Origin of the sequence: Lachnoanaerobaculum sp. Marseille-Q4761, from assembly GCF_017565785.1 — a bacterium.
Lineage (GTDB): Bacteria > Bacillota > Clostridia > Lachnospirales > Lachnospiraceae > Lachnoanaerobaculum.
This window is the reverse complement of sequence record NZ_JAGEKB010000001.1, coordinates 18,546-45,541: the sequence shown is the minus strand read 5'-3', so window position 1 is coordinate 45,541 and position 26,996 is coordinate 18,546. Positions and strand designations below refer to the sequence as shown.

The following is a 26,996-nucleotide window of genomic DNA, read 5'->3' as shown; positions in this document are numbered from 1 at the left end:
AGGTTTTAAATTTATATAGAAGAGGAGTGCTCATGAAAAAGGGATATCTGATAGCTATTGTGATGCTATTGCTTTTGTCCGGTTGTAGTGGAAAAGCATATTCGTATAATCCTGATCATAGTTCTATATTTTTAGCTAAGGACGGCACTATAAAGTCGGCTTTGGTGGAAGAGATAGACATAAAGGCAAAGAGTGAGGAACTTGAGAGTTTCGCAAATACCGAGGTTGAAGACTTCAATATGCTTAATGCCCAAAATCAGGTAAAACTGGAAAATGCCGGAATAAAAAAGAATATAGCAAAGCTGATATTTTCATATAGTTCATTCGAGTGTATGGAAGAGTTTGCAAAATTTACACAGGATAACAGTTTCGATTTAAAATCCGTAGAAGTATATAAGCTTAGTGATATTGATATATCAAGAATGGATTCTATAGAAATACCTGATGGAATAAAGGGTGATTATATTGCTATAATAGATGGCAAGGCTGATGTATATACAGAGGGAAAAATCACTTTTGTATCAAACAATATGGAATTTAATGATAATACTGCCAAGGTAGATGGCTTTAATTATATTATATTTAAGTAAAAGGAGAAATTCATGGAATATAGTATGGAGAAAATCATAGCTCTCGCAAAATCAAGAGGTTTTGTATATCCGGGCTCCGAGATATACGGAGGTCTTGCAAATACATGGGACTATGGTAACTTAGGTGTTGAATTAAAGAATAATGTTAAAGCGGCTTGGTGGCAGAAGTTTATTAAGGAATCACCATATAATGTAGGTGTGGATTGTGCTATCCTGATGAATCCGCAGACTTGGATTGCTTCAGGGCATTTGGGAAGCTTTTCAGATCCTTTAATGGATTGTAAGGAATGTCATGAAAGATTCAGAGCGGATAAGATAATAGAAGATTATATGCATGAAAACGGCATTATAACAGAGGGCAGTGTGGATGCATGGTCAAATGAAGAGATGAAAAAATATATTGAAGAACACAATATAGAATGTCCGACATGCGGTAAGCACAATTTTACAGATATCCGCCAGTTCAATCTTATGTTTAAGACTTTCCAGGGTGTAACAGAGGATGCTAAAAATGTGGTTTATTTAAGACCTGAGACGGCACAGGGTATATTTGTAAACTTTAAAAATGTACAAAGAACTTCAAGAAAGAAAGTACCGTTTGGTATAGGTCAGGTGGGTAAATCATTTAGAAATGAGATTACTCCCGGTAACTTTACTTTCAGAACCAGAGAATTTGAGCAGATGGAGCTTGAGTTTTTCTGCAAGCCGGGTACAGACCTTGAGTGGTTCGACTACTGGAGAAGCTATTGTATAAATTGGCTTACATCTTTGGGTATAAGAGAAGACCAAATGAGACTTAGAGATCATGATAAGGAAGAACTCAGTTTTTATTCAAATGCTACAACAGATATAGAGTTCTTATTCCCGTTTGGCTGGGGAGAACTTTGGGGAATTGCAGACAGAACAGATTATGACTTAAATCGTCATCAGGAGGTTTCAGGACAGGATCTTACATATTTTGATGATGAAACAAGTGAGAGATATATACCATATGTTATAGAGCCTTCACTTGGTGCGGACAGAGTTACACTTGCATTCCTATGTGCTGCATATGATGAGGAGATCTTAGAGGGCGGAGAGTCAAGAACCGTTCTTCGTTTCCATCCGGCACTTGCACCTGTAAAAATCGGTATCTTGCCTCTTTCAAAGAAGCTTAATGAGGGTGCATTAAAGATATCAGAGGAATTATCAAAGTATTATAATGTAGAGTTTGATGACAGAGGTAATATCGGAAAGAGATATCGTAGACAGGATGAAATAGGTACACCATTCTGTATTACCTATGATTTTGATTCGGAGAATGACAATGCAGTAACTGTAAGAGACAGGGACAGTATGGAGCAGGTAAGAATACCTATAGCGGAGCTTAAAAATTACTTTGAGGACAAATTCAGATTTTAATTTATAAAATTTAACTTATTTTGAGTAGAGCTTTAACTTCATATTTGTGGAGGGAAGCTCTAATCAACTTTAAACCGGTAGCGAAAGGAAGATATTATGGCACAGTATAATCATAGTGCAATAGAGAAGAAATGGAAGAAAAATTGGGAAGCAAATCCAATTAATGTAGATGATGGAAAAAAGCCAAAGTACTATTGCTTGGATATGTTTCCATATCCTTCAGGTTCCGGACTTCATGTGGGACATTGGAGAGGATATGTAATATCTGATGTATGGAGCAGATATCAAGTGCTAAAAGGTAATTATGTGATCCACCCTATGGGATGGGATGCATTCGGTCTTCCGGCAGAAAATTATGCAATAAAGATGGGTGTTCATCCTGCAAAGTCCACAGCGGAAAATGTGGCAAATATTAAAAGGCAGATAAATGAGATTGCCGCAATATATGATTGGGACAGAGAGGTAAATACCACGGATCCCGCATTCTATAAATGGACACAGTGGATATTTGTGCAGATGTTTAAAAAAGGTCTTGCCTATGAGAAGGAGTTTCCGATTAACTGGTGTCCTTCATGTAAGACAGGTCTTGCCAATGAAGAGGTAGTAGACGGCAAATGTGAGAGATGTGGAACTGCCGTTACAAAGAAGAATCTTCGTCAGTGGATGTTAAAGATAACTGCTTATGCGGACAGGCTTCTTAATGATCTTGATAAACTTGATTGGCCTGAGAAAGTTAAAAAGATGCAATCCGACTGGATAGGCAAGAGCTATGGTGCAGAGGTAAACTTTAAGGTGGACGGAAGAGATGATACTATAGTCGTTTATACCACAAGACCTGATACACTTTACGGTGCGACATTTATGGTACTCTCACCTGAACATGAATTAGCAAAGTCTCTTGCTACTGATGAACGAAGAGAATCTGTGGAGAAGTATATCTTTGACAGTTCTATGAAATCAAATGTAGACAGAATGCAGTCAAAGAAGAAGACAGGTGTATTTACAGGTTCTTATGCAATCAATCCTTTAAACGGCGCAAAGACTCCTATCTGGCTTTCCGACTATGTTTTGGCTGACTATGGTACAGGTGCTATTATGTGTGTGCCTGCACATGATGACAGAGATTTTGAGTTTGCAAAGAAATTTGATCTTCCTATAGTTCAAGTTATTGCAAAAGACGGTAAAGAAATCGAAAATATGACTGAAGCCTATACCGATGCTGTAGGCACTATGATAAATTCAGGTGATTGGAGCGGTATGGAGAGTGCTAAGTTAAAGCTTGAAGCACCACAGATGATAGAAGAGAAGGGCTATGGCAAGAAGACTGCCAACTATAAGCTTCGTGACTGGGTGTTCTCCAGACAGCGTTATTGGGGTGAGCCTATTCCGATAATACATTGTCCGCATTGCGGTAATGTGCCTGTACCGGAGGAGGAGCTTCCGTTAAAACTTCCCGAGGTGGAGAGCTATCAGCCTACAGGAACAGGTGAGTCACCACTTGCAGCTATTGATGAGTGGGTTAACACCACTTGTCCTGTATGCGGTGCTGCTGCAAAGCGTGAGACCAATACAATGCCGCAGTGGGCAGGCTCAAGTTGGTATTTCCTAAGATATGTGGATCCTCATAATGATAATGAGCTTGTAAGTAAGGAAATGGCAAATAAATACCTCCCTGTAGATATGTATATCGGCGGTGTTGAGCATGCCGTACTTCATCTTCTTTATTCAAGATTCTACACCAAGTTCTTAAATGATATAGGTGTGGTTGAATTTGACGAGCCGTTTACCAAGCTTTTTAATCAGGGAATGATAAACGGTAGTGACGGACAGAAGATGAGCAAGAGTAAGGGAAATGTGGTTTCACCTGATGATCTTGTTCGTGATTATGGCTGTGATGCTCTTAGAATGTATGAGCTTTTCGTAGGTCCGCCTGAGCTTGATGCCGACTGGGATGACAGAGGTATTGAGGGTGTTGCCAGATTCTTAAATAAATTCTATAAGCTTGTAATGGATAATAAGGATAAGAATGTAGAGGCAGACAGAGAACTTTTAAGAGTTCGTGCAAATCTTATTTCGGATATTGAGCAAAGATTTAATGCATTCAGCTTAAACACTGTTATAGCAGGCTTTATGGAGTACAATAATAAGCTTATCGAGCTTGCTAAGAAAACCGGTGTGGATAAAGAAACATTAAAAGCATTCACTATTTTGCTTGCTCCATTTGCTCCGCATATCGGAGAGGAACTTTGGGAAGAGCTTGGAGGACAAGGATCGGTATTCCATGCAGAGTGGCCTACATTTGATGAGAGTCATAAGGAAGTGGATACCATAGAGGTTCCCGTGCAGATAAACGGTAAGACAAAGCTGGTTATTGAGCTTGATGTCAATGTAAGCAAGGAAGATGCTATAGAGGCAGGCAAGAAAGCACTTGCCGAAGCCGGAAAGCTTGAAGGAACAATAAGAAAAGAAATCTATGTTCCAAAGAAGATTATAAATATAGTGGTTGGATAAAATTAAAAGAAGCCGTCGGGGAAATGACGGCTTCTTTTTGTATTGTAAAAATCATTTCTTGACAGTATAGTTAGGCAGTGCTAACATTAATTTATAAAATATATCTTTTAGAAGAAGGGGGAGAAATAAATGAAATTAAAAGATATTATTGTAGTAAGTTTGCTTGGAGTGGTGGGTTTTGTTGTAAGCTTGTTATCAGGAATGATAACACAGGTCTTTGGTACTTATGGAATTTTTGTACATGTTTCAATAGGAAGTTTACTATGTGCTCCGGTTTATTTTGTTATGTGTCATAAAATTGCTAAAAGAGGTACAATATTCATTTATTATCTGTTATCAGGTATTATTTATGCTGTTATGGGATTTATTCCTATGCTTCCGATTATGCTTGTAGCCGGTATTTTGGGAGAGGCATGTATAGGGGGTAAAGATAATTATATAAATAATGGCAGAATCGCTATATCATATGTAGTTTCACAGGTAATTTATGCACTGCACGGTTTCTTTTTTATACTTTTCTTAGGTGTGGAAGGACTGGTAAAAACTTTCCCGAATCTGTTTACTGTTGAAAAGGCTCAAATGGTTAAAGGGATTTTCTTTAATCCTAAAAATATGGTAATCATATTGTTTATAGAGCTTTTAGCTTCAATTTTAGGTACATTGCTTGGCAAATATATCTATAATAAGTTTTTTAATAAGAGTATTACCAGAGCGGGAATACTATCTTAATATTATGAAGACGGAAATACAAATCAAACCGATATCTGTGGGTATCCTTATGATAATCTATACAAGCATTGTGTTTTTTTGTACAATGCCTGTGTATTGGCTAATGCTGATTTTCAGCTTCTTTTTGGCAGCTGTTGTAAAAAAAAGAAAATCAATTCAGCTGTTTGCTTTTTATATTATTTTATTCGGTTTAATAAATATAGTTCCAAGTGAATACTTTTTGTATGGATGGTTTGGAGCAATCTATACAATGGTATTGATTGTCCTTAAGCTGTTTCCTTTATGGACGCTCTCAGGCATAATGTCTGATTTTAGCACATCCACAATGATATACTCTTTAAGGAATGTACATTTACCGAATTCTTTATGTATCGGAGTGGCTATCTTTTTTCGCTTTATTCCGGAATATCGAGAATATTTATCAGAAATAAGGGAGGGATTAAAAGCCAGGAATATTGAAATAACTGTTTTCAGACCGATTCATAGTTTGGAAGTCTATCTTGTTCCTATGATTTACAAAGCCTTTGAAACAGGTGAAACTTTATCATGTGCTTTAATTACAAAGGGAATTGAATATGATTGTAAAAAGACTTCTTATCAGGATCTCTCTTTCACATGGAGAGATTATACTGTTATTTTAGTCGGACTTATATTACTTGGTATTACGATATGTCAAAAATTATAAATGTTGATATAAAAAAGTTTTCATATAGTAAGGAAACTATTCTAAAGGATATCACTTTTTCTGTAAATAAAGGTGAATTTATTGTTATTACAGGATTGTCAGGATGCGGTAAGACAAGTTTATTAAGACTGTTAAACGGATTGATTCCGGCATTATATGATGGGAATATAATAGGACAAATAAGTATTTTGGATAAGAGTATTTCAGACTACAAAGCCGGAGAAATCGCAAAGTATGTAGGGAATGTATTTCAAAATCCGAATGATCAGTTTTTTTCAAAGGATGTTGAAAATGAAGTGGCTCTTATCGGCGAGAATATGGGAATGGAACGAAATTTGCTACGGAGACAGGTTCAAAATTCTCTACAGGAAATAGGAATTTCTGATTTAAAAACAAGAAAAGTAAGAGAACTTTCCGGAGGACAAAAGCAAAAAGTAGCCATAGCTTCCACATTGGTATTTGACAGCGAGATCATTTTATTGGATGAGCCTTCGGCAAATTTGGATTATACATCTACAAATGAGCTTGGAAGAATTTTAAAACATTTGAAGGATTGCGGTAAAACTATAATTATAGTGGAGCATAGACTGTCATATTTATTTCAGTTAATTGACAGAATGATACTGCTTAAAGAAGGAAAGATTGAGGGGATTTACTCATCAGAAGATTTAACATCAGATTTGGAACAAAAAAATGAACTCAGGTCTTTTAACAATAATAATTTAAAATCCGTCATGGAATATCCTGGTGATAATCAAATGATAAGGATTGAAGATGTATATATAAGTAATAAAGGATACAGTCTAAAGGAGCCGGTTAACTTTACTCTGAACAGTGGAGAATGTATGGCTTTAATAGGTGATAACGGGATAGGAAAGACAACACTTGCAAAACAGCTTTCAGGTATTATCCCATTAAAAAAAGGAAATACTTCATACAGCCGTTCCATAAAGGAGAGGCTATCCGATGTAGCAATCAGTCTGCAAAATTGCAGTAATATGTTTTTTTGTGAAACTGTGGAAAAAGAATTGATTCCTAAAGATAAAATAAAAGACAGAAAATATTTGGAGGAGGTTAAAAGATACCTGGTTGAAATGGATTTATGGAATAAAAGAATGTTAAATCCACATGATTTATCAGGAGGAGAAAAACAAAGGCTGGCAGTTATTATAGCATTGCTTAAAAATTCTAAACTTGTTATTTTGGATGAACCTACAGCAGGGCTTGATTACAGAAGAATGAAACTTGTTGCTGATGCTATTAGAGAAAAAATAAAGAGCATCCCGGTTATTCTTATAACACATGATATTGAGCTGATATTTAAAGTTTGTAATACAGCATATTTACTCTCAAAAAATGGGAATAAGAAGATGATAATTCGTGGAAATGAAGATAAGATATTGGATTTTTTTAAAAAAGAGAAGTGAGAGTGATACAAGGTTTACGGTGATATTTTTGTTAAAGGGGCTGTCGGGAAATGACAGCTACAAAAAAAGATGGTTAACGATAACCACCTTTCTCCGTTACATGTTATAATGTAACTATTATTACAGTTAATTATTATAACGACTTTTTTGAAATAGGTCAACAGAGCCGGAACTTTAGCTTCTATGAAGCTTATATAAATATGATTCTGATAAAGAGATTGATAAAAATAAAGTAATGAAGAACAATGGAGTATGGGAAGTAAAATTACTTATTTCCCAACGCCCCTTTGAATTATTTAATCACAATCCAGTTTCCATCACGCTTTGATCCAATTCTTTCGATTATATTTTTTTCCTGTAAGGATTTTAATGCCCTTTCTATGGTTCTTTTTGTTACACCAATTTTTTCTGCAAGTTCAATTGATGTTAGACTTGGAAGCTCTATTAAGAGTTGTATCACTTTCTTCTCAGTTTTATTTAAACCGACATTCAAACCGACATTCAAACCGACATTCAAACCGACATTTTTAATGACGATTTCATCAAGTACATGTTTTTCAAAATAAATTGTACATCGTATGTAATTATCTTCGATTTCAAAAGCTTCCTCTCCATATCTATTTACAATTGTTGGAATGCCATGTCCTGTATGTTCAGTGAGTCCCATATTTAAAAAAATTCTCATCAATGTAGTATTCCTGGGCTTACTGATTCCATCAAAAAATTGCTTTTTTGTCATTCCTCTAGGCAATCCACCATGAGATAATATTTCGATTCTATCTTCAAACATGGAAATTTGAGGTTCTGTTATAGTCCAATCATTATGAACAAGGGCATTTAAAACAGCTTCATTAACACAATCATAATCAAATAAAAAGATATCTCTTCTAGGTCTAACTGTAGTATCCGATATAGATATATTCTCTGCTTGAAGTCGGTTTTTAATTTTATCATAAGTGGTTAAAATACAACCATATCCATAGTCACTTCTTTGAGATATTGAAGCTTTATTTGTGCCTTTAAATTTTACAAATATAAAAGGTATATTATTATTATCTGCCAATAATTCTGCTAATAGATTATATTCTCCATGTTCATTTTTTAAGTTTAAATTTGTCTCAAAAGATTTATCTTCTAAATGATAGCCTTTTTCAGAGTAATATATTTTAAGCTCTTTAAAGGACAAATCAGATGAATTCGATCTTTTCTTAAGCATGTATTCAGTATCTATAAATCTTTTCTCATATCTTATTTTAATTTGCTCAGGAGTCATCTCTTTACAGGTTGTACCTATTCTTATAGTACAGCCGGAAGAAGAAAATCCGTATTTTTTATTACAATAAACATGGCTTTGTCCCTTATTTATATTAATCACAATAATTGTTTTGCCATCATCAAACTTAAGTTCAGATGTAATCTCATCTTGTGGATTTGGTTCTATTTGACTTGTTATAATATCAGATATTTTTCTAAGTACTTCATCTATATTTTCTACACCTACTACAATACCATTATCTTTTACACCAATAATAATGGTTCCACCGGAACTATTAAGGAATGACACTATTTCTTTTGTAATTGTATCTGAGTATTTCTCTTTTAATTCCAATGTCTCTGATTCAATATACTTACTCATTGTAATCCTCCTTCGACATAACCATAATAACACATTTGCGACATTTATATAATATAAACCGACATTATATTGTCGCTTTTTAAAATGATAATGTGAAATAAGTAAATATTGTAAAAATAAGTATAAAAAATCTTGGAATCGGAAAATATCGAATCCCGAATTTTTTATTAGATAATTACCAATTAAACATTTAATCGCCTTTTTAATATCAGTAGATGTAGAAGAGCTTTCTTTAATGCAGCGATTATATCATCTTTATTCATACATATTACATTTATAAATTATTATAATCCTTTTTTAAAGAAATTTTTAAATTTGGAAAATTTAGCAGATGATTGAGTGATTGAAACTCGATTGTTCTCATCAGTGACTCACAAAGAAGCCTTTATAAGTAAATTCATAAATGCAATAATATTCGCTTTCCGTCACTTTTGGTGACATAAATATATTCTAATGTCTAAACCAAGGTATAACCCTGTTTACATGCTTACAATACTCGATATAGTCGGCTCCGAATTTATCAAGCAACCATTTTTCTTCAGTATTTTTTATAAGTATTGTAAGTAAGATATAAAATACTATCGGTAGCAGGAGGAGATAAAAATTATGTTCACTCACAATTACACCTGTAAAAACACATAGTATTGCAAGATAAATAGGATTTCTGACAATGGAATATATGCCTGAAGTCACCAGATTTCCACTGTTTATTTCATCTTTGATTCTTTGGATAATAACTGCATGTACCCATACTGAAATTCCAATCAAAATAAATACTGTCCCTATAACCATTCCTATAAGCTCTAAGCCCGAAATATTTCCATTATTCAACAGTCCCTTCTTTTTTAGAAAAAGCCCAAAGACAGTTAAAAGCAAACAGCTAAAGGCATAAACAGGACCGACTCCAAAAACAGGCAATGTTTCTTTTTTCAATGCAAGCCTCCCTTTATATAAATTTTACAAAAAAAGAGAGAGGCAAAAACCTCTCTGCTTACGTTAATGCTTCACCTTTTATAGGCAGCGAGACACCTTCTTCTTATATAAATTGTATCAATATTATTTATATAAGTCAATTTGCATAAATTTACACATTAAATCTAAATAGTATAACATCTCCATCCTGTACGACATACTCCTTGCCCTCTATGCGGACAAGTCCCTTATCCTTGGCGGCGGTAGTGGAACCGCAGTCAAGCAGATCCTGATAGTTTATGACCTCGGCTTTGATAAAACCACGCTCAAAGTCTGAATGAATCTTTCCCGCCGCTCCCGGAGCCTTGGTACCCTTCTTTATAGTCCAAGCTCTGCACTCATCCTCACCGGCTGTAAGATAGCTTAAAAGCCCAAGAAGGTCATAGCTGGCTGATATAAGTTTGTCAAGTCCTGATACAGATATGCCGAGTGCATCAAGATATTCAGCTTTTTCATCATCATCAAGCTGTGAAATCTCTTCCTCAATAGCTGCACATACAACAAATACCTTTGCATTTGACTTTGCGGCATATTCCTTTACTTTAGCCACATATTCGTTTGAAGCACCGTCATCAGCCAAATCATCCTCTGCTACATTTGCGGCAAAGATAACCGGCATATATGTGATAAGTCCAAGTGATTTTACAAATGCTACATCCTCTTCATCAGAAGATGTGTAACTGCTTGCCATATTGTCATTTTCAAGTATATCTTTAAGTTCCATAAGTATATCAAGCTCATGCTTTAAAGATTTATCATTCATTGCGGATTTTTTAGTCTTTGCAATTCTTCTCTCCAAAATCTCAATATCGGAGAAGATAAGCTCCAAGTTTATCGTTTCGATATCCCTTATAGGATCAACACTTCCCTCTACATGAATAATATTTGAATCATCAAAGCATCTTACCACATGAATGATGGCATCACATTCACGGATATTTGATAAAAACTGATTTCCCAGTCCTTCACCCTTGCTGGCACCCTTTACAAGACCTGCAATATCAACAAAGTCTATAATTGCCGGTGTCACTTTTTTTGTATTATATAATTTACCAAGTTCCTTCAATCTGTCATCCGGAACGGCAACAACACCTACATTCGGATCAATAGTAGCAAAGGGATAGTTTGCGGCAGTAGCACCTGCCTTTGTCAATGAGTTAAATAATGTACTCTTGCCCACATTCGGCAAGCCAACGATTCCTAGTTTCATATAAACCTTCTTTAAAATATTTTAGTATTGAATAAATATATTCACAATAAAACCTGAATAAATATCACGGTTAATGTGTTATATTTTAACATATAGGTATATAATTTAAAAGAGTAAAGCAGTGAGCTTTTGCAGAAAGGATGATCGGATGAAATTGCCATATGGAGCAAATGAAGATGATTTGGTAACTTTTTTAAGAGCACAAAAATATTTTATGTTAAAATGGTTTTGCTATATTGAAGTATAATGCATCACATTGAAGAATATATGATTTACAATGTATTGACATATGTAAAAATTCATAATACTATACTATATAAAGAGGTAATGAATATGGCTACAACAAATATTAATATAAGAGTAGATTCAGAATTGAAGCAATCAGCTGAAGAGTTGTTTAATGATTTAGGTTTAAATATGTCCTCAGCTATTACGATGTTTTTAAAAAGTGCTGTCAGTTATGACGGAATACCGTTTGAGATAAAGAGAAATGCTCCAAATACAAAAACCAAAATTGACCTTAGCAAATATTAGAAACTTATATTGGGGGAAAATATGATAAATAAAAAATTAAAATTTGATGTAATAAAAGAAATTTTCAGTTGGGCATCTGTACTGGTTGCGGCTGCTGTAATAGCAACTGTCTTAAATCTTTTTATTATAGCAAATTCAAGAGTGCCGACTCCTTCTATGGAGAATACTATAATGACAGGTGACAGAATTATCGGATCCAGACTCACTTATCTTTTTGATGAGCCAAAGCGTGGAGATATTATAATCTTTAAGTTTCCTGATAATGAGAAGAAGTACTTTGTAAAAAGAATTATCGGTGAGCCGGGAGATATTGTGGATATTAAGAACGGAGAAGTGTATTTGAACAATTCCGAAACTCCTCTTCACGAAAATTATATAAAAGAGCCTATGATTCCGGAAGCAGATATGCATTTTGAAGTTCCTGAGGGAGCCTATTTTTGTTTAGGTGATAACCGGAACTCATCCGAAGATTCCAGAAGATGGGTTCATTCATATGTATACAAAGAAAAAATAATTGCAAAAGTAATATTCAGATATTTTCCGGGATTTAAGATGTTAAAATAATTATACTGAAGTTTTTTGATATACTGAACCGGTAAAGGTGCTTCATATATAAAAGGAATTGTCAAAAAGAACAGGGATAAATCAAGATTATTGTTTTTTTAATCTTAAAAAGAACATCGGATAAAAACAAGAATGATTTATAAGTATATCAGCATTACCACATAAAATTGAATAGTAAATTTAAAAGCAGGCACTCTATGTAAAAGCATAGGGTGTTTTTTCAAAGCTTTAAATCGTACCGCTTTCTTTAGTATATTTTTATACTAATTTTCGCAGTGCCATATCCCCTCTAATATGCTATACTATGAAAATAAAAAACACTTTGGAGGTTATGATGGATGCTTCATTTCCACATTTAGGGATTTATATAAAAAATTTGGTGAATCATATTGATGTATTCGGCTTTAGTATTGCCTTTTACGGGATAATAATAGGGCTTGGTATGCTTGCCGGAATAAATATTTCATGTTCGGATGCAAAAAGAAGAGGACAAAATCCTGATCTTTATCTTGACTTTGCCATGTATGCGATAGTGCTGTCAATAATAGGAGCAAGAATCTACTATGTAGTATTTGAATGGGATATGTATAAGGATGATTTGTTGCAGATATTTAATTTGCGAGGCGGCGGACTGGCAATATATGGAGGAGTGATAGCTGCTGTAATTACATTGACAGTATATTGTAAAGTGAAAAAACAGTCATTTTTTTCAATGGCTGATACAGGAGTTCTTGGACTTATACTTGGGCAGGCTATAGGCAGATGGGGGAATTTTTTTAATGCCGAGGCATTCGGAGGATATACCGATTCTCTTTTTGCATTGAGATATAAGCTTGATATAGTGGGAGCCGGAATGTTAAATGATGATGTGCTAAGTCATGCTATGGAGATTGACGGGGTAAGATACATTCAAGTTCATCCTACATTCCTCTATGAGAGCTGTTGGAACCTGGCAGTACTTGCCTTTATGTTATGGTACAGAAAGAGAAAGAAATTTGACGGAGAGGTATTTTTTATATACCTTGGCGGATACGGGCTTGGAAGAATGATAATAGAAAGTCTTAGAACGGACAGTCTGCTTTTGCCGGGCACTGATATTGCGGTATCACAACTACTGGCGGGACTTTGTTTTATAGTTTCTACAGTATGTATAATAGTTGGAAGAAAGAGAGTAAAAAATGCGATTAAATAAATTCCTGGCAAGTATCGGAGTATGCTCCAGAAGAGAGGCTGACAAAGCTATAGAGGCAGGCAGGGTAATGATAAACGGTGAGGTGGCAGAGCTTGGAGCCATGGTAGGTGAAGAAGATTTGGTAAGCCTTGACGGTAGATATATTGCAACCGGCAAGGATGTAGAAAAGGTAAAGCCTATAATAATAGCTTTTAATAAGCCGGAAGGAATAGTATGCACCACTTCCGATAATGACGGTGCCACAAATGTAGTGGACTATATAGGAATGAAGGAGAGGATATATCCCGTAGGCAGGCTTGATAAGGATTCAAGCGGATTATTGCTTTTGACCAATCAGGGAAGTCTTACCAACTCACTTCTAAGAGCTGCAAACTATCATGAAAAAGAATATATTATAAAGGTAAATAAAGATATAGATGATGATTTTATAAATAAAATGTCAAACGGTATATATCTTTATGAATTAAAGACAAAGACAAGAAAATGTAAAGTAAAAAAACTGAATAAAAATACCTTCAGTATAGTTTTGACGCAGGGGCTTAACAGGCAGATAAGACGAATGTGTCTTGCCTGCGGAATGAAGGTTCAAAAGCTTAACAGGGTAAGGATAGTAAATATAAAACTTGACGGACTTGCCCTAGGTGCTTATCGAAATCTGAGTGATGAAGAAATAAAGAAATTATACAAGGAACTTGGGATAAGGGAAAATGGATAAAAAGCAAAGAATCAGGGAGCTGGTGGATATATTAAATAAGGCTGCAAAAAGCTATTATGTAGATGCAGTGGAGATAATGCCGAATATAGAATATGATAAACTCTATGACGAACTTTTGGCTTTGGAAAAAGAGACAAATGTTGTATTATCAAATTCTCCCACGCAAAATGTCGGTTATGAGATAGCCGGAGAACTGCCCAAAAAAGCCCATGAAAGTCCTATGCTTTCACTGGATAAAACAAAGAGCGTGGCAGATCTTAAAAGCTGGCTCAGTGACAATAAGGCATTGCTTTCATGGAAAATGGACGGACTTACCATAGTGCTTACCTACAGAAATGGTGAACTGGCGGAAGCGGTTACCAGAGGAAACGGTACTATAGGAGAGGTTATTACAAATAATGCAAAGAATTTCAAAAATATACCTCTAAAAATAGAGTTTAAGGGGGAATTGATACTCAGAGGAGAGGCTTTTATAAAGTACTCGGATTTTAAGAGGATAAATGATGCTATAGAAGACGCCGATGCCAAGTATAAAAATCCCAGAAATCTTTGTTCAGGTTCCGTAAGACAGCTCAATCCCGCTATTACAAAGGCAAGGATGGTTTACTGCAATATTTTTAATGTGGTAAGAGCCGAGGATGTAGATTTTGAAAACTCCAAGGCAAAACAGTTTGAATGGGTAAAAAATGAAGGCTTTGATGTAGTAGAATATAAGATTACAGACAGCAAAAATATCGAAAGTGATATAGCTGAGTTTGAATCCAAGATAGTAGATAATGATATTCCATCCGACGGGCTGGTGCTTTTACTCGATGATATTGCACTTGGTGAAAGACTTGGCAGCACTTCAAAATTCCCAAGAAATGCCATGGCATTTAAATGGAGTGATGAAAGACAAAATACAAAACTTAAATATATCGAGTGGAGCCCTTCAAGAACGGGGCTTATAAATCCGATAGCCGTATTTGAGCCGGTGGAACTTGAGGGTACCACTGTGTCAAGAGCAAGTCTTCACAATGTAAGTATTTTTGAGGATTTGATGCTTGGTGTCGGGGATGAAATATCTGTGTATAAGGCAAATATGATAATTCCTCAGGTATATGAGAATTTTACAAAGTCAAATACCGAAAAGATTCCTGATGTATGTCCGGCATGCGGCAGTCAGACCACTGTTAAAAAGGATAATGATTCAAAGGTACTTTTATGTACCAATCCCGACTGTCAGATAAAGCATATAAAGCAGTATGCACTTATGGCATCCAGAGATGCTTTGAATATAGACGGTCTTTCAGAGTCCACACTTGAAAAGTTCCTTTCAAAGGGATTTATAAAAAGTGACAGTGATTTATTCAATCTTTCAAGATATAAGGATGAGATAATAAATATGGAAGGCTTTGGCAAAAGAAGCTATGAAAAGCTTATAGCCGCAATTGATGAAGCCAGACATACAAATATGGCAAGATTTTTATATTCTCTTGGCATAACAGGTATCGGAAGTGCCAATGCAAAGATGATTGCGAGGTATTTTGATAATGATCTTGACAGGATTATAAATGCAAGTAAGGATGATTTGCTTGAAATAGAGGGAATAGGCGAGGTTTTGGCAAATTCCATTGTAGAATTTTTCGGTAATGAAAAGAATATAGTAAATATAAAGAGCCTTAGAGAACTGTTGATATTTGAGACAGAAGAATCCGAAACAAAGGATATATTTGCCGGAAAAGTATTTGTAATAACAGGCTCTGTAGAACATTTCTCCAATAGAAATGAATTGAAAGAAGTTATAGAAAAGAATGGAGGAAAGGTATCGGGAAGTGTATCAAGTAAGACAAACTTTTTGATAAACAATGATACCACATCAAATTCTTCCAAAAACAAAAAGGCGAAGGAACTTGGGGTTGAAATAATATCTGAAGAAGATTTCCTGAAACTTTTGGAAGAGTAAAATTTAATTTCTGACAAAGATTCCTCCTTTGTCAGGTGAAAGAGAGGTATTATGCCGATAAAAATACAAAAAGAATTACCTGCAAAGGCAATTCTTGAATCTGAGAATATATTTGTGATGGATGAGGATAGGGCTATTTCACAGGATATCCGTCCGTTACAGATTTTGATATTAAATCTGATGCCGATAAAGGAGGATACAGAGACACAAATCCTTAGGGCATTGTCAAATACACCGCTGCAGGTGGATTGCTCTTTTTTGATGATGAAAACCCATCATTCAAAGAATACAAGTCAGAGTCATTTAAACAAGTTTTATACATTTTTTGACGATATAAAAGAAGATAAATATGACGGAATGATTATAACAGGTGCACCGGTGGAACTTATGGAATATGATGAAGTAAACTACTGGAGTGAACTCTGTGAAATAATGGAATGGTCAAAATCTCATGTAACCTCAACACTGCATATTTGTTGGGCTGCACAGGCGGGACTTTATTATCATTTTGGGATACAAAAGTATGAAAGAAATGAAAAACTCTCAGGTGTGTTTAATCATGAGATTCTAAAGAAAAAAGTGCCTTTAGTAAGAAGTATGGATGATTTTATAAATTGTCCTCATTCAAGAAATACTGAAATAAGACTTGAAGATGTGCTAAAACATCCTGAGCTGCAGGTTTTGGCAAAGTCCGATGAAGCCGGAGTGCTGCTTGTTTTAAATGAGTATGGGAACGGCTCACAGGTATTTATACAGGGGCATCCGGAGTATGACAGGATGACTCTTAGCGGTGAATATCATAGAGATGTGGCAAAGGGATTAAATCCTGCATTACCGAAAAATTACTTTATGGATAATGATCCTTTCTCAAGGCCGATACTCAGCTGGAGAAATTTTTCAAATACATTGTATGGTAATTGGCTCAACTTCTATGTATATCAAAATACACCATATGAGCTGTCCAATAATTTTGACTGGGTTATATAATATTCAGGGTATTCAAGAGTCAAAAACTTTTGAATACGGCATCAATTTGCATAATTAAGTTCAAAATTGACTGATTTTATGATAGAATTGATGTATATATCAGTTTAAAGGAGTATGTTTATGAGCGGAAAATATGTTGCCTATGTAGGATCTTATTCATATACCGGAAAAGCAAAAGGAATCACCATATATGATGTGGATACAGACAGGGGATACTTTATAAAAAAGGATGAAGTGGATGTGGACAATTCCTCCTATGTTATAAAATCAAGAAATCAAAAGACCTTGTATTCCATAGCGGATGAGGGGATAGTTTCCTTTAGAATATTGCCTGATGGAGGCCTGGAAAGATTGAATTCCGTAAAAATAAACGGTATGAGAGGCTGCCATCTTTCAACAGATATAAATGACAGATTTATATTTGTATCAGGGTACCATGACGGTAAGGTTACTGTTTTGAAATTGTATAAGGACGGCAGAGTGGGAGAGATAGTAGATGAAGTCTATCATAAGGGACTTGGTTCCGTAGCGGAGAGAAACTTCAGACCGCATGCAAGCTGTACAAGGACAACTCCTGACGGGCATTTTGTTATGGCGGCTGACCTTGGAATAGACCAGGTAAAAATCTATCATTTTGATAATAAGGATGAAAGACTCTCACTTGTGGATATGATTCCATGTGTTATAAATTCCGCTCCGAGATTTTTTAAGTTTTCACAGGATGGAAAGTTCTTATACCTGATGTATGAAATGAAAAATGTGGTGGATGTTTTCTCCTATGAGGCAAAGCCGGGTTGCAGAGTGCCTGAGATAGAAAAGATTCAGACAGTACCGACAACAGGAAGCAATAAGCTGTCAGAACTTACGGCAGCAACTGCAATGACATTTACCGCTGATGATAAATTCATTTTTATATCAAATGCCGGTGATGACTCCGTGTGTTTGTATGAAAGAAATGCGGAGACAGGACTTTTAAAGGAAAAAATGTGTCTTCCTATAAGCGGTGAATATCCTAAGGATATAGCTATTTTCCCGGATAATCAGCATATAGCATCTATAAATCATGAGAGTGGAACTATTACTTTCTTTAAGATAGATTATGAAACAGGTTTGATTGTGATGTGTGCAAACAGAGTAAGAGTTAATCAGCCAAATTGCTGCGTAATAGTGGAGGTATAATGGCAGGTTCAAGTTTTGGTAAGACTTTTAGGGTTACAACTTTTGGAGAATCGCATGGTGTGGCTGTGGGTGCAATAGTTGACGGAGTGCCTGCAGGTATAAATCTAAGTGAAGAGGATATTCAAAGTTTCCTTGACAGAAGAAGACCGGGACAAAGTAAGGTAACCACTTCAAGAGATGAAAGCGACAAATGTCATATTTACTCCGGAGTATTTGGAGGTAAAACAACAGGCTCACCCATTATGGTGATGATTGAAAATACTTCACAAAGATCACAGGATTATGATGAACTGGCTATTACTTACAGACCGGGACATGCCGATTTTTCCTTTGATTCAAAGTACGGCTTTAGAGATTATAGAGGTGGTGGAAGAAGCTCGGGAAGAGAAACCATAGGAAGAGTAATAGCAGGTGCTGTTGCCATAAAAGCACTTGATATGCTTGGCATCAGTATACAGGCATTTACTCAAAGTATCGGAAATATATATGCCGGCAAGTTTAATCTTGAGGAATGCAGTGAGAATGACGTATATATGCCTGATAATGAAGCTGCACTAAAGGCGATAGAGCTGATAAATGAAGCAAGGGCTGATAAGGATTCTCTTGGAGGCATTATAGGATGTATAGCTACAGGTGTGATGCCGGGGCTTGGAGAGCCGGTATTTGACAAGCTGGATGCCAGACTCTCGGCTGCCATTATGAGTATAGGCGCTGTAAAGGGAGTGGAGTTTGGAGCAGGATTTCATGTAAGTACAATGTCCGGCTCTGTAAACAATGATCCTTTTTATATAGATGAGGATGATGAAGGTATACATATCAGGAAAAAGACAAATATGTCAGGCGGTATTTTGGGCGGAATCAGTGACGGTTCTCCAATTATTATAAATGCCGCTATCAAGCCTACCCCATCCATAGCAAAGGAACAGGATACTGTAAATGCTATTAATGAGGAAGTAAAGCTTGAGATAAAGGGCAGACATGATCCGACAATAGTACCCAGAGCCGTGGTGGTGGTAGAGAGTATGGTGGCAATTACCCTTTTTGATATGGTACTTGAAAATATGAAATCAAAGATGGACAATGTGTTAAAGGTATATAAAAAATAAGATGTTATTAAGGGGCTTTTATTTCACAAATTTTGTTGCTTTACTTACAAAGCTTGTGATTTAGAAGCCTTAAATTATAGTTGCCATGGCAGTGGTAGGAGTACTAACTGAGTGTGGCGGAATGGAGATAATTATGAAATGGTATTATAATGCAGTATTTTATCATATATATCCTATCGGAATGACAGGATCCAAAAGAACGAATTCATTTGAAATAGGGGAGCATAGATTAAACAGGCTTTTACCATGGGTGGAGCATATAAAAAGGATTGGATGTAATGCAATTTATATAGGTCCTCTTTTTGAGTCTGTGGCTCATGGATATGAAACCGTGGATTATAAAAAGCTTGATTCCAGACTTGGAGATAATGAGGATTTAAAAAACTTTGTAGCCTTTTGTCATGAAAATGGGATAAAGATTGTATTGGACGGAGTCTTTAATCATGTGGGCAGAGAGTTTTTTGCCTTTAAGGATTTGAGAGCCAACAGAGAAAACAGTGCATACAAAGACTGGTTTAAAAATGTGCATTTTGGTGGAAATACAGACTATAATGACGGATTTTATTATGAGAGCTGGGATAAGCATGGCACACTTGCAAATGTAAATCATCAAAATTCGGCAGTAAGAGAGTATATGCTTGATGCGGTCAGATACTGGATAAATGAATTTGATATAGACGGTATAAGACTTGATGCGGCCGATGTACTGGATTTTACTTTTATGAGTGAGCTTAGGGGACTGACAGATACCTTAAAGCCTGATTTCTGGCTTATGGGTGAGGTCATCCATGGTGATTATACAAGATGGATTGGTGATAATATGCTGCATTCGGTCACTAATTACTGGCTTCATAAAGCACTTTATTCGGGGCATAATGACCATAATTATTTTGAAATTGCACATACGGTAAAACGCTGTGTGGACATGGGGCAAAATATCAGCAATGCCTTTTATAATTTTGTAGATAATCATGATGTGGCAAGAATTTATAATAAGCTTAATAATAAGGCACATTTTGCGCCGGTACATGTACTTTTATACACTTTACCGGGCAAACCGTCCATATACTATGGCTCGGAGTTTGCAATTGAGGGAGAGAAAATGTCCTATAGTGATGACAATTTAAGACCTGAGCTTAAGTTTGAAGATTATAAGGATGCTGATAAAAACAATGATTATACAAAGCTTATTAAAGCTTTAGGAAATATGAGACTCTCAAATCCATGGCTTGGCGAGGCGACTTACAGGGAGCTTTTACTTACCAACAGACAGTATGCCTTTTTGAGAGAATACGGAGACAGAAGGCTGATTACTATAGTAAATAATGATGATAATAATGCAGATATCCACTTAAATATAAGCGGAGAATTTAAAGAGCTGTTCTCAGGAGAAGTAAGAAACTTTGACGGAAATATGAATATAAATATTGCAGGAAATTCAGGACAGGCGTGGATCGGATAGAAGATTATGACCGACATTTGCCGGTCATAATCTTTTAAAAATAAAATGTATTATAAATATAGAAATAATAAGACTTGAAACTTTTATGGTTAGCTATTTTTAGATAAATTTAAATAATCAACAACTATCAATCCTATATCTAAAACAGATAAGAGGGAGAATAATATCTGTGCGGTAATATATGATGTTATAATTGTAAAATCACCGTATTCAATCTCAGAATAATGTGGAAGAAAGATAATACGGGATATTGCTGAGGCATTAAATATACATATCAACAGTATAAGCAATATCATAACTTTGTAGGCTATATATGTGATAGTATTATCATCTTTCTTATTCATAATCTACCTCCTGAAAATTCAAGTTAAATAGGTTTTACTAACTTAAATATATCTTATTTTAAATTATAATACAATAGTTAATAGTACATAAGTATATTGTGCAAAAATATAGTAATATGTAAAGAAAAACTTGCCGTATGGAGCTTAATTATTTATACTGTTATCTATAAAAATTTTGATTTATTTTTAGAATACGGAAAGGTAAGGTTTTTATGAAAAAAATAATAATCGGTATTGTGATTGTACTGATATTGCTTGCAATCGGATTTTATTGCAGTTTTATACTGGGAAAGGCATCACAAATAGCATATCCAAATATATCCACATTGGAAAAGGAGATAGAGTGGGAAAAAGAGCATGATCTTTGGGGGAATTTTGATTCCTATGAAAAGGGAGAGTATGTAGTAAGGGGATACAATGACTATGAACTGCATGTTACTCTGGTTAAGAATCCGGTGGAGAGCGATAAATATGTGATAATAAGCCATGGCTTTAAATCAAACAGATATGGTGCGGTAAAATATGTAGACAGCTATATAAACTTAGGGTTTAACTGTATAATATATGATATGAGAGGTCATGGAGAAAATGAAAAGGCTATAGTGAGCTTAGGTCAGTATGAATCCTTGGATCTTGAAAAGATCATAGAAAATACATATATCAAATATGGTGAAAACATAAAACTCGGTCTGCATGGTGAGTCAATGGGTGCAGCCACGTCAATGATGGCAATGGATAAGGCAAAAAATGTTGATGTGGATTTTGTTGTGGCAGACTGCGGATTTGCAAATCTGTATGATTTATTATATAAAGCCTATGATGTTGCAAAGGTGGGAGGAGTGCTTCCGAGTATAAATATTGCAATGAAGCTAAGATACGGTTATGATTTGAAAAAAACATCACCTAAGGATGCTCTGATAGGCAATGAAACTCCTATATGTTTTATACATGGAGAGGCGGACAACTATATTCTGCCGGAAAATTCAGAAATCAATAAAGCGGCTACAGCAGGATATTCTGAATTAAACCTTGTACCGGAGGCGGCACATGGAAAATCCAGAGAAGTATTGGGTGAAGAAGCATATAGAAATATAATCGGAAACTTTTTAAACAATATTAATTTTAAATAAAGAGTTTTGAGATTATAAAAAATATCCTGACAAGTACAAGGCATTGGCTTTGTGGCTTGTCAGGATACATAAACAATATAATGCCTCTCTAATAATGGAACTTTACATTATTACGCTTTAATATATTTGTAATCAAATCAAATTTCTCTTTTTTATAAATCAATAATTCTCCACAATATTGGTCCGCTATAATGCCATCGTCTATATTTATAAAGAAAAATGGAAACAAGCTACCTTCTTTAGAACTCATGATTTTTCTCAAATCAAGCATCTTTGTAGTCCCTTTCAATCTAATTAAAGACGGTTTTATCTCTATTAATCTAAATCCCAAATCAAATGCCAGATTTATAGCATCAATTTCATTATTTAAGCAACCCAGTTCTATTTCCTTTTCTTCATATAAAAATAGTTTCAATACCTCAACCAGCCAATTTCTATCTTGCCGGTCATCAATTAGCAAGCAACTAACTGTTTTTCAGCAATACTATCTGATAAATCACTATTCATACATATATATGTCCTTCTTACGATACCAAATTAGTGGAATTCCACGTTATGACGATTCAATATATCTACAGCCAAATCAAACTTTGCTTTTTTATACACATAATTTTCCTTGGCATAGTGTTCAATGAATATTTCATCTTTAATACATAGGGAGAAAAATGGTAACAAATTTTCTTCTTCGTCTTCTTCTGTAGTATGAACAAAACTTTTTAGACTCACAATTTTATTTAAATCCAGCATACCTGTAGTACCACTCAGCCTGATTAAGAATTGTTGTATTTCTATTACTCTAAATCCCAAATCAATTGCCAGATTTATAGCATCAATTTCATCGTTCCAGCAATTCAGTTCCACTTCTCTTTCTTCATCTAAAAACAGCTTCAATACCTCAACTAGCCAATCATTGTCTTGCCAGTCATCAAGCTCAAAACTATAGTATTCTAGCAATAGTTTAATCTCCTCTATAAAATTTTCTATTATCAAACTATAGGGGCAAGATATAACAATATACCTACATATTACTTTTTGCTATATCTCAATTCTTGTACATCTGTGGATTTGATTTCATAGAAATACTCCTTTATATTAATAATTAATACAAAAATACACTCAATTAAATATATGCTATGTATACTACATATATTTAATTTTGTAAATATTTTTTTGGTTTAATAATCTACAGTTTTCAGTAAGGTATAAATAGAATACTTAAGATAACCTGTACAGATATATGCTTTTATTACTTCAAATCTACAAATTTACTGATCTTTTTCAGCATTTAAATAATAAATGAAGTAAGATATCTTGGCTATAAGATTTAAAATAATATACACTAAAATAAAGTTCTTGACAGCAGTTTCAGATGATGTATAATGTTCTTTGTTTAATAACACTAAACTTTTTGCTTAGAAATAGTGTGCAACACAAAGAAAGGTTTTTATGGAGATCGGTTCAAAACTGAAAAGACTTAGAGTGCTTGCAGGACTTACACAAGAAGAGTTGGCAGATAGAGCGGAATTGTCAAAGGGATTTATTTCGCAGCTGGAGAATGATATTACGTCACCGTCTATTGCCACTCTTCTTGATATTTTGCAATGCCTTGGAGTGGAAATAAAGGACTTCTTTGATGAAGAAACCGAAACTCAGGTGGTTTTTACCGAAGAAGATTACTTTATTAAAGAGGATAAAGAACTTAATAATACCATCAAATGGATAATACCGAATGCACAAAAAAATATGATGGAACCTATACTCCAAATTATTGAACCGGGGGGACTGACATACCCCGATAATCCTCATGATGGTGAGGAGTTCGGATATGTTCTTTCCGGGACTGTAGAGATACATAGGGGAAGCGATGTGTATTTGGCAAAAAAAGGAGAAGCTTTTTATTTTACATCTGATAAAAAGCATTATATCAGCTCAAAGCGAGGTGCAAAGCTTATTTGGGTAAGCACTCCGCCAAATTTTTAAACAGAGAAAAATGGAGGAAGTATGAGGGAATCCCTTATTGATTTGGAACATATCTCAAAGAGTTTTGATGGGGAGATTGTTTTAGATGATTTGAATTTATCAATTAAAGAGAACTCTTTTGTAACTTTACTGGGACCGTCAGGTTGCGGTAAGACTACTACCCTTAGAATAATAGGGGGATTTGTACAGGCGGATAGCGGAAAGGTTATTTTTGACGGCAAGGACATATCAAATTTACAGCCAAATAAAAGAAATTTAAACACAGTATTCCAAAAATATGCATTATTCCCTCATATGAGCATTGCAGAAAATATCGCCTTCGGTTTAAAGATAAAAAACAAGCCGAAAGCATATATAGATGACAAAATAAAATATGCCCTAAAGCTCGTAAACTTGGAAGGCTTTGAAAACAGAAATATAAATCTGCTCTCGGGAGGACAACAGCAAAGAATTGCAATAGCAAGAGCCATAGTAAATGAGCCGAAAGTTTTACTACTTGATGAACCTCTTGGAGCACTTGACCTTAAGCTTCGTCAGGATATGCAATATGAGCTTATCAGACTTAAAAATGAGCTTGGAATTACATTTATTTATGTTACACATGACCAGGAAGAGGCACTTACAATGTCGGATACCATCGTAGTTATGAATCAGGGATATATACAGCAGATGGGTACACCTGAGCAAATCTATAATGAGCCTGAGAATGCCTTTGTTGCGGATTTTATAGGCGAATCAAATATAATAGCCGCTACCATGGTACAGGACAGACTTGTAGATATATTCGGGGCAAAATTTGCCTGTGTGGATGAGGGCTTTGGAAATAATAAACCTGTGGATGTGGTTATAAGACCTGAGGATATTGATCTTGTAGAGCCTGATAAGGGTACTTTGGTAGGCACAGTTACACATCTGATATTTAAGGGCGTACATTATGAGATGGAAGTAACCACACCAAACGGATATGAGTGGCTGGTACATTCGACAGATATGTTCCCTGTGGGCAAAGAAGTAGGAATAAGTGTAGATCCTTTTGATATACAGATAATGAATAAGCCTGAGTCTGAGGATGAGGAGGCTGTGGGTGTAAATGAATAAGGATTTAAGAAAGATATTGGCATTTCCGTATATTATATGGATGATCGGTTTTACAATAATACCGCTGTCACTTATCTTTATATATGGACTGACAACAAGAGACGGAAGCTTTACCTTTGCAAATGTGCTTTCAATATTTACAAGGGATCATTTTAAAGCATTGATGCTGTCAATAGTATTATCAATTATCAGTACAATTATATGCCTGATAATGGCATTTCCTCTGGCGCTTACTCTAAAGGGTAAAAAGCTTGATAAGGGAAGCCTGATAGTATTTATATTTATCCTGCCGATGTGGATGAACTTTTTGCTGAGAACCCTTGCTTGGCTTTCACTGCTTGAGAAAAACGGAATTATAAATACTGTTTTAAAGTTTATGCATTTGCCGGGGCTTAATATTATAAATACACCGGCTGCCATTATACTCGGTATGGTATATAATTATCTGCCTTTTATGGTATTGCCCATATATAATGTGCTTGAAAAAATAGATGATAATACAATAAATGCAGCCAGAGATTTGGGAGCAAATACCCTGCAAACGATTATAAAGGTAATAATACCTCTAAGTATACCGGGTATTGTCAGCGGAATTACAATGGTATTTGTACCGGCGCTTACAACCTTTGTTATCAGCAATATTCTTGGTGGAAGCAAGGTGCTTTTGATAGGAAATGTAATAGAGCAGGAGTTCACCAAGGGAAGCAACTGGAATCTCGGTTCCGGACTCTCACTTATCATGATGATTTTTATACTTATAAGTATGGCGTTTATTGCCAAGTATGATAAAGACGGGGAGGGTATGAGCGTTTGATTTACTCAAAAATAAGGAAAGTACTGGGTAATATTTACCTGGTATTTATATTGATTTTTTTATATGCTCCGATAGCTACACTTGTGATTTTGAGCTTTAACTCTTCCAAATCAAGGAATAGATGGGGAGGATTCACTTTTGACTGGTATGGTGAGCTGTTTAAAAGCGCAACAATAATGGCGGCATTCAGGAACACTCTGGTAATAGCATTTTTGTCGGCACTTATTGCTACCATTATAGGAACTGTAGCGGCACTTGGTATCAACAATATGAGAAAGTTGCCAAAGACTGCAGTGATGGCGGTCAATAATATACCAATGTTAAATGCGGATATTGTAACCGGTATTTCTTTGATGCTTGGATTTATAGCTTTTGGAATAAGTCTTGGATTTAAGACTATTCTTATAAGCCATATAACTTTTAATATTCCATATGTGATATTGTCTGTAATGCCGAAGCTAAAGCAGACTGAGAGAGTAACCTATGAGGCGGCACTGGATCTTGGGGCGACACCTGCTATGGCATTTTTTAAGGTGGTGTTCCCTGATATATTCCCCGGTGTTATATCGGGATTTTTGCTTGCCTTTACTATGTCACTGGATGATTTTATAATAACACATTTTACAAAGGGAGCAGGTATAAACACCATATCCACTTTGGTATATTCGGAGGTCAGAAGAGGTATAAAGCCGAGCCTGTATGCCCTTTCCACCATTATTTTCGGTACTGTTTTGATTTTACTGATAGTATCAAATATTGCACAAAATAAAATAAAGAAAAAATAA

At 35.2% G+C, this 26,996-nt stretch carries 26 protein-coding genes; 20 read left to right on the top strand and 6 right to left on the bottom strand.

The window, feature by feature from the left end:
- Positions 1-32: 32 nt before the first annotated feature.
- The 6 genes from J4O15_RS00240 (at position 33) to J4O15_RS00215 (ending at position 7,343) form a co-directional block, all read left to right on the top strand.
- On the top strand, positions 33-590 hold the full coding sequence (locus J4O15_RS00240) for a hypothetical protein (RefSeq protein ID WP_208099275.1): 558 nt from the start codon (positions 33-35) through the stop codon (positions 588-590).
- A 12-nt stretch (positions 591-602) separates the two neighbouring features.
- Positions 603-1,991 (top strand): glycine--tRNA ligase, encoded by a 1,389-nt coding sequence (locus J4O15_RS00235; protein WP_208099274.1) that lies wholly within the window; start codon positions 603-605, stop codon positions 1,989-1,991.
- A gap of 96 nt (positions 1,992-2,087) precedes the next feature.
- A complete protein-coding gene (gene leuS / locus J4O15_RS00230; RefSeq protein ID WP_208099273.1) occupies positions 2,088-4,502 on the top strand; it encodes a leucine--tRNA ligase in 2,415 nt (804 codons plus the stop codon).
- Positions 4,503-4,631: 129 nt separating this feature from the next.
- Complete coding sequence (locus tag J4O15_RS00225; RefSeq protein ID WP_208099272.1) at positions 4,632-5,231, top strand: MptD family putative ECF transporter S component; 600 nt, start codon at positions 4,632-4,634, stop codon at positions 5,229-5,231.
- Positions 5,232-5,235: 4 nt separating this feature from the next.
- Complete coding sequence (locus tag J4O15_RS00220; protein ID WP_208099271.1) at positions 5,236-5,916, top strand: energy-coupling factor transporter transmembrane component T family protein; 681 nt, start codon at positions 5,236-5,238, stop codon at positions 5,914-5,916.
- Positions 5,901-7,343: an ABC transporter ATP-binding protein gene (locus J4O15_RS00215; RefSeq protein ID WP_208099270.1), complete on the top strand. Its 1,443-nt coding sequence runs from the start codon at positions 5,901-5,903 to the stop codon at positions 7,341-7,343. Before J4O15_RS00220 ends, J4O15_RS00215 begins: the two co-directional genes overlap by 16 nt.
- A gap of 292 nt (positions 7,344-7,635) precedes the next feature.
- Here the strand turns inward: J4O15_RS00215 and J4O15_RS00210 are convergent, their stop codons facing one another.
- The 3 genes from J4O15_RS00210 to ychF all read right to left on the bottom strand — a co-directional run bounded on the left by J4O15_RS00210 (position 7,636) and on the right by ychF (position 11,161).
- Positions 7,636-8,979 (bottom strand): RNA-binding domain-containing protein, encoded by a 1,344-nt coding sequence (locus J4O15_RS00210; RefSeq protein WP_009219558.1) that lies wholly within the window; start codon positions 8,977-8,979, stop codon positions 7,636-7,638.
- A 450-nt stretch (positions 8,980-9,429) separates the two neighbouring features.
- Positions 9,430-9,912: a methyltransferase family protein gene (locus J4O15_RS00205; RefSeq protein WP_208099269.1), complete on the bottom strand. Its 483-nt coding sequence runs from the start codon at positions 9,910-9,912 to the stop codon at positions 9,430-9,432.
- 151 nt (positions 9,913-10,063) lie between these two features.
- The gene (ychF, locus tag J4O15_RS00200; RefSeq protein WP_208099268.1) at positions 10,064-11,161 is read right to left on the bottom strand and encodes a redox-regulated ATPase YchF; all 1,098 of its coding nucleotides are present in this window, start codon (positions 11,159-11,161) and stop codon (positions 10,064-10,066) included.
- 333 nt (positions 11,162-11,494) lie between these two features.
- Here ychF and J4O15_RS00195 point away from each other — a divergent pair, with 333 nt between their 5' ends.
- From J4O15_RS00195 to J4O15_RS00155, 9 genes are all read left to right on the top strand, one after another.
- Positions 11,495-11,695: a type II toxin-antitoxin system RelB/DinJ family antitoxin gene (locus tag J4O15_RS00195; RefSeq protein ID WP_208099267.1), complete on the top strand. Its 201-nt coding sequence runs from the start codon at positions 11,495-11,497 to the stop codon at positions 11,693-11,695.
- A gap of 21 nt (positions 11,696-11,716) precedes the next feature.
- Positions 11,717-12,259, top strand: a complete 543-nt coding sequence (gene lepB, locus J4O15_RS00190) for a signal peptidase I (protein WP_208099266.1) — start codon at positions 11,717-11,719, stop codon at positions 12,257-12,259.
- Between the two features lie 334 nt (positions 12,260-12,593).
- A complete protein-coding gene (gene lgt, locus J4O15_RS00185) occupies positions 12,594-13,451 on the top strand; it encodes a prolipoprotein diacylglyceryl transferase (RefSeq protein WP_208100243.1) in 858 nt (285 codons plus the stop codon).
- Entirely contained in the window at positions 13,438-14,166 is a 729-nt protein-coding gene (locus tag J4O15_RS00180; protein WP_208099265.1) for a pseudouridine synthase, read from the top strand. Before lgt ends, J4O15_RS00180 begins: the two co-directional genes overlap by 14 nt.
- Positions 14,159-16,111: an NAD-dependent DNA ligase LigA gene (ligA, locus tag J4O15_RS00175; protein ID WP_208099264.1), complete on the top strand. Its 1,953-nt coding sequence runs from the start codon at positions 14,159-14,161 to the stop codon at positions 16,109-16,111. The genes J4O15_RS00180 and ligA overlap by 8 nt, the downstream gene beginning before the upstream one ends.
- Positions 16,112-16,162: 51 nt before the next feature.
- The gene (gene metA, locus J4O15_RS00170; protein ID WP_009219569.1) at positions 16,163-17,098 is read left to right on the top strand and encodes a homoserine O-acetyltransferase MetA; all 936 of its coding nucleotides are present in this window, start codon (positions 16,163-16,165) and stop codon (positions 17,096-17,098) included.
- 120 nt (positions 17,099-17,218) lie between these two features.
- Positions 17,219-18,277, top strand: coding sequence for a lactonase family protein (locus J4O15_RS00165; protein WP_208099263.1), 1,059 nt, complete (start codon positions 17,219-17,221; stop codon positions 18,275-18,277).
- The gene (gene aroC / locus J4O15_RS00160; RefSeq protein WP_208099262.1) at positions 18,277-19,383 is read left to right on the top strand and encodes a chorismate synthase; all 1,107 of its coding nucleotides are present in this window, start codon (positions 18,277-18,279) and stop codon (positions 19,381-19,383) included. The genes J4O15_RS00165 and aroC overlap by 1 nt, the downstream gene beginning before the upstream one ends.
- A 121-nt stretch (positions 19,384-19,504) precedes the next feature.
- The gene (locus J4O15_RS00155; protein ID WP_243761906.1) at positions 19,505-20,845 is read left to right on the top strand and encodes an alpha-amylase family glycosyl hydrolase; all 1,341 of its coding nucleotides are present in this window, start codon (positions 19,505-19,507) and stop codon (positions 20,843-20,845) included.
- Between the two features lie 89 nt (positions 20,846-20,934).
- Here the strand turns inward: J4O15_RS00155 and J4O15_RS00150 are convergent, their stop codons facing one another.
- A complete protein-coding gene (locus J4O15_RS00150; protein ID WP_009219573.1) occupies positions 20,935-21,189 on the bottom strand; it encodes a hypothetical protein in 255 nt (84 codons plus the stop codon).
- Positions 21,190-21,401: 212 nt separating this feature from the next.
- Between J4O15_RS00150 and J4O15_RS00145 the strand changes: the two genes are divergently transcribed.
- Positions 21,402-22,319 (top strand): alpha/beta hydrolase, encoded by a 918-nt coding sequence (locus J4O15_RS00145; protein WP_208099261.1) that lies wholly within the window; start codon positions 21,402-21,404, stop codon positions 22,317-22,319.
- Between the two features lie 88 nt (positions 22,320-22,407).
- On the opposite strand, the gene J4O15_RS00140 is transcribed toward J4O15_RS00145, so the two are convergent.
- Together J4O15_RS00140 and J4O15_RS00135 are read right to left on the bottom strand one after the other, a co-directional pair.
- Complete coding sequence (locus J4O15_RS00140; RefSeq protein ID WP_243761905.1) at positions 22,408-22,734, bottom strand: hypothetical protein; 327 nt, start codon at positions 22,732-22,734, stop codon at positions 22,408-22,410.
- A 122-nt stretch (positions 22,735-22,856) separates the two neighbouring features.
- On the bottom strand, positions 22,857-23,273 hold the full coding sequence (locus J4O15_RS00135; RefSeq protein WP_009219576.1) for a hypothetical protein: 417 nt from the start codon (positions 23,271-23,273) through the stop codon (positions 22,857-22,859).
- Positions 23,274-23,765: 492 nt separating this feature from the next.
- Between J4O15_RS00135 and J4O15_RS00130 the strand changes: the two genes are divergently transcribed.
- The 4 genes from J4O15_RS00130 to J4O15_RS00115 are packed head-to-tail and all read left to right on the top strand — an operon-like array spanning position 23,766 to position 26,996.
- The gene (locus J4O15_RS00130) at positions 23,766-24,299 is read left to right on the top strand and encodes a helix-turn-helix domain-containing protein (protein ID WP_009219577.1); all 534 of its coding nucleotides are present in this window, start codon (positions 23,766-23,768) and stop codon (positions 24,297-24,299) included.
- A gap of 21 nt (positions 24,300-24,320) precedes the next feature.
- A complete protein-coding gene (locus J4O15_RS00125) occupies positions 24,321-25,397 on the top strand; it encodes an ABC transporter ATP-binding protein (RefSeq protein ID WP_208099260.1) in 1,077 nt (358 codons plus the stop codon).
- The gene (locus J4O15_RS00120) at positions 25,390-26,211 is read left to right on the top strand and encodes an ABC transporter permease (protein ID WP_208099259.1); all 822 of its coding nucleotides are present in this window, start codon (positions 25,390-25,392) and stop codon (positions 26,209-26,211) included. The genes J4O15_RS00125 and J4O15_RS00120 overlap by 8 nt, the downstream gene beginning before the upstream one ends.
- On the top strand, positions 26,208-26,996 hold the full coding sequence (locus J4O15_RS00115; protein ID WP_009219580.1) for an ABC transporter permease: 789 nt from the start codon (positions 26,208-26,210) through the stop codon (positions 26,994-26,996). The genes J4O15_RS00120 and J4O15_RS00115 overlap by 4 nt, the downstream gene beginning before the upstream one ends.